The 4544-nt window shown below is 41.2% G+C and carries 3 protein-coding genes; all 3 read left to right on the top strand.

The window, feature by feature from the left end; translation table 11 throughout:
* The first annotated feature begins 38 nt into the window (after nucleotides 1–38).
* Genes Q5076_RS17815 through Q5076_RS17805 form a run of 3 tightly spaced genes read left to right on the top strand, consistent with a single transcriptional unit; the run spans nucleotide 39 to nucleotide 4496 of the window.
* Complete coding sequence (locus Q5076_RS17815) at nucleotides 39–1415, top strand: SusC/RagA family TonB-linked outer membrane protein (RefSeq protein WP_303015150.1); 1377 nt, start codon at nucleotides 39–41, stop codon at nucleotides 1413–1415.
* A 14-nt stretch (nucleotides 1416–1429) separates the two neighbouring features.
* Nucleotides 1430–3499 (top strand): RagB/SusD family nutrient uptake outer membrane protein, encoded by a 2070-nt coding sequence (locus Q5076_RS17810; RefSeq protein ID WP_303015148.1) that lies wholly within the window; start codon nucleotides 1430–1432, stop codon nucleotides 3497–3499.
* A gap of 19 nt (nucleotides 3500–3518) precedes the next feature.
* Nucleotides 3519–4496: a DUF4973 domain-containing protein gene (locus Q5076_RS17805; protein WP_303015145.1), complete on the top strand. Its 978-nt coding sequence runs from the start codon at nucleotides 3519–3521 to the stop codon at nucleotides 4494–4496.
* The last annotated feature ends 48 nt before the right edge of the window (nucleotides 4497–4544 follow it).

Below are 4544 nucleotides of genomic sequence, written 5' to 3'. Positions count from 1 at the left end.
ATTTTTGTTCCTGATTTGTTTCTTGTTTCAGAAACAAAATTTATAAACTACTCATCTACAAATGGTTAAATAGTTATATATTAAATTTTACAGATTTCAATTTCGGCTACAACGGTTCGGAAAATTTTGCAACAGGGCATCAGTTCGGCTTTTTTCCCGCTTTTTCTGTTGCTTGGAATATTGCAGAAGAGCCAGTGATAAAAGAAAAACTGAAATGGATGAATATGTTTAAACTCCGTTATTCTTGGGGAAAAGTCGGTAATGATAATTTTGGTGATGTTCGTTTTCCCTATCTGTATACGATTGAAGGAGGAAAAGGAGGCTATCAGTGGGCAGATTACAACTATGATAAGAACTATTCGGGGATGGCATATTCCGTATTGGCAGCCAATAGTGTAACTTGGGAAATCGCAACGAAACATGATGTTGGTGTCGACCTCTCCCTGTTCAATGATAAGTTCACCGCAACAGTCGATTATTTTCATGAACAACGTGACGGCATCTATATGGAACGTACCCATCTTCCGTCGATGGTCGGAGTGACCAGCAATCCTAAAGCCAATGTCGGCAGTGTACTCTCAAGGGGATTTGATGGAAATTTTGCTTATAAACAGCAAGTCGGTGAGGTAAATCTCACAGTCCGCGGTAATATGACCTATAGTAAAAATGAAATTTTGGAAAGAGATGAGGCCTATAACGTTTACGATTATCAGATGGAAAAAGGACATCGGGTGGACCAAGCCAGAGGATTGATAGCTCTGGGGCTGTTTAAAGATTATGATGATATTCGTAATAGTCCGAAACAAGAATTTGGTGATGTGCAACCGGGAGATATAAAATATAAAGATGTCAACGGTGACGGTGTGGTAAATGATGGCGATAAGGTTGCTATCGGGGCGACGACAAAACCCAACTTGATTTATGGTATGGGTATTTCAGCTCAATGGAAAGGATTGGATGTGAATGTGCATTTCCAGGGAGCGGGCAAATCCACTTTTTTCCTTGACGGTTCGTCGGTATATGCATTCTCGTCCGGTACTTGGGGAAACATACTGAATGACCTTGTAGAAGACCGTTGGATTGATGCAACGATATCAGGCGACCCATCTACGGAAAATCCAGACGCTTCTTACCCTCGTTTAAGTTATGGCGGCAATAATAATAACTATCGTGCATCGACATTCTGGTTGAGAAACGGTTCATACCTACGTCTTAAAACATTGGAAATAGGGTATACCTTACCCAAATCAGTCGTTAATAAATTGCATTTTAGCAATATACGTTTTTTCTTTATCGGAACCAACTTGCTCACTTTCTCCGGTTTCAAACTGTGGGACCCAGAACTGCTTATTTCCAATGGCGAGAAATATCCGTTAGCTAGAACTTTTACATTAGGATTAAGTGTAAATATTTAATAATTAGATTAACAATGAAAACAAAACATATTTTACTATCTGCCGTAATAGGGACAGGTTTGAGTCTCGTTTCTTGTTCCGATTATTTGGAAGTAGATAGATATTTTAAGGACCGTATGTCTTTGGAAGAAGTATTTAAAAGCGAAGACTACTCAGAAGAATGGTTGGCAAATGCCTTTTCTTATTTGGCAGGCAGTAATGCCGATGTATCCAGTAAAGGGCATACTCCTTTTTGCTTTGCCGATGATATGTATTTTGGAGACAGGGATGACTTTTATAAAAAACTGAAAAATGGAGAATACGGAGAAGGAGACCAGCAAGGTTCCTGGGGAGCATGCTATCAGGGTATCCGGCAAGCCTCTATTTTTATCCAGAATATTGACATGAATGAAGACTTCTCAGCAGAAGAAATAGCAGACTATAAGGCTCAAGCCCGTTTTGTCCGTGCCTATTATTATTGGTTACTGCTTCGGAAATACGGTCCGGTACCTTTGCTGCCTGACGAAGGGTTGGACTATACAGATAGTTACGACAATCTTGCCCGGGCAAGAAATACGTATGACGAAGTCGCCGATTATATCGCTTCGGAGATGGCTCTTGCAGCGAAAGACCTTCCGTTGACTCGTGGCGCTTTGGCCATTGCACGTCCTACGCGGGGAGCAGCTTTAGCTACACGTGCAAAAGTACTGCTTTATGCAGCTAGTCCTATAAATAATCCTCGTCCGTCAGACACTGAGAAGTTCTCGGATTTGGTTAATTTTGATGGAACACATCTGGTTTCTCAGGAATATGATGAAAGCAAATGGGCTAGAGCCGCTGCTGCTGCCCGTGATGTGATTGAACTGAATGTCTATGACTTGTATCATGCCGGTATACGTACGACAGCCTCTACCGGCTATCCTAAAACGATTGCTCCACCGAAAGATGGAGACTTCTCAGAACATAACTGGCCAGATGGTTGGAAAGACATAGACCCGTATGAATCTTATCGTTCTTTATTCAATGGTGAACTTGCGGCAGAAGTCAATCCCGAGCTTATTTTTACCCGTGGGCAAAACCAGAGTAGCGAAGGAATCAATGTGATGGTCGGGCATCAATTGCCACGTTTTACCAGCGGTTGGAATACGCATGGGCTGACGCAAAAACAGTGTGATGCTTATTATATGAATGACGGAAGCAATTGCCCGGGTATGAATTCCGAATATGCCAATCTGCCGGGATATGCAGGCCGTGTGGATAATAATTCACGTGTAAAAGGATTCGTTTCGGAAGAAGAACAGAATGAGGGGGTATATCCGGAACTGGGAACACTCAGCAAAGGTGTGTCCAAGCAATATGCCCGTCGCGAACCCCGTTTTTATGCTTCTGTTGCCTATAATGGTTCTACATGGTATTTTCTGAATGCAGACCTGAATGAAAATAAAGGACCACGGCAAATATTTTATTATCGTGGTGGCGGCAATGGATATACGAACACTATGTTCTGGTTACGGACAGGAATAGGCGTTATGAAATTCGTACATCCCAATGATGCTAACGATAATAACAGCAATGATGCTGGTTGGACACATATTAAACCCAAAGCAGAACCAGCTATTCGTTATGCGGAAGTACTGTTGATTTATGCAGAGGCATTGAACGAGCTTGAGGGAAGTCACGATATCGCTTCATGGAATGGCTCTAAGACTTACAATATCAGACGTGATGTCAATGAAATGAAAAAAGGAATCCGTCCAGTCAGATGTCGTGCAGGAGTTCCTGATTATCGTCCTGAAGTGTATAGTAATAAAGATGAGTTCCGGAAAACGCTGAAACGTGAACGTCAGATTGAGTTGATGGGAGAAGGGCATCGTTATTATGACCTTCGCCGTTGGAAAGATGCCGAGACGGAAGAATCGGCGCCTATTTACGGATGTAACACTTTGATGACGGAAGAACAGCAAGACCTGTTCCATACGATTGTCGAAGTACCCTCATTACCGACTACATTCTCACGGAAAATGTATTTCTGGCCTATCAGTCATGATGAGTTGAAGAGTAACAAGCTCCTGACCCAAAATCCAGGATGGACATATAATGATTAATTTTAAATGAAAATGCTATATGAAAAAAGTATATAACTGTTTAATCGTATTGATTGCTCTCTTTGCGGGCAGTTCATGCAATGACGAGTGGGAAGACGAACAATTTGAGCATTATGTCTCTTTCAAAGCTCCTGTTGGCGACAAGGGATGTACGAATATCAATATACGTTATAAAAAAGACGGCAAGGTGACTTATCAATTGCCGTTGGTTGTGAGTGGTTCTACCATGAACGACCAGGATTTGACTGTTCATGTCGCTGTAGACCCGGATACGTTGTCTGTTTTTAATCAAGAGCGTTTCAGTACACGTACGGAACTTTACTATAAAGAATTACCTCAGAAATACTATAAGTTTCCAGAGACTGTCAATATTGCTGCAGGAGAGTATACAAGTCTGCTCGACATAGATTTCACATTGAATGATTTAGACTTGGTAGACCATTGGATATTGCCGATTACTATTCTTGACGGTTCTTCATACGGTTATCAGTCGAATATGCGGAAAAATTATCGTAAAGCATTGTTGAGAATACTTCCTTTCAATGATTATTCGGGAGCTTATAGTACGACAAATATGAAAGTCTATTTCTATAAAGAGCCTGAAAACGGTGACGATGATGATGTGTTGGGAGACCCCATGATTGCCAATACCCGTACGGCGTTTGTGGTAGATGACAATACCATCTTCTTTTATGCCGGTTTGATGGATGAGGATTTGCCAAGGGATAAACGAGCATTATATAAAATTTATGTAAGATTTGACGAGAACGGTGCTTTGACATTAATTCCGGATAACAATGAGATAGAATTTGAAGTGCCTGACAATGTATCTCCGTCTTATACTCTGACAGAGAATTGGGATGATACCCGTCCGTATATCAAACATAAATATGTGACACTCCGATTCACCTACTATTTTAATGATATTACTTCTGCTACTGTTCCCATTCGTTATAAGGTAACAGGAAGTTTGTTGATGGAACGTAAAATCACGTGAGTTCGATGAATTCAGAACAATGCAAGCTGTGTGTCAATCGTTCGTGAA

The organism is uncultured Bacteroides sp. (assembly GCF_958445495.1).
Lineage (GTDB): Bacteria > Bacteroidota > Bacteroidia > Bacteroidales > Bacteroidaceae > Bacteroides.
The sequence above is the reverse complement of the archived record's forward strand: the minus strand, read 5'-3'. Positions and strand labels throughout refer to the sequence as shown.

Bases quoted from the DNA above. Each gene is read 5' to 3' on its own strand.
- Q5076_RS17810 (WP_303015148.1), top strand. From the start codon at position 1,430: ATGAAAACAAAACATATTTTACTATCTGCCGTAATAGGGACAGGTTTG.
- Q5076_RS17805 (WP_303015145.1), top strand. From the start codon at position 3,519: ATGAAAAAAGTATATAACTGTTTAATCGTATTGATTGCTCTCTTTGCG.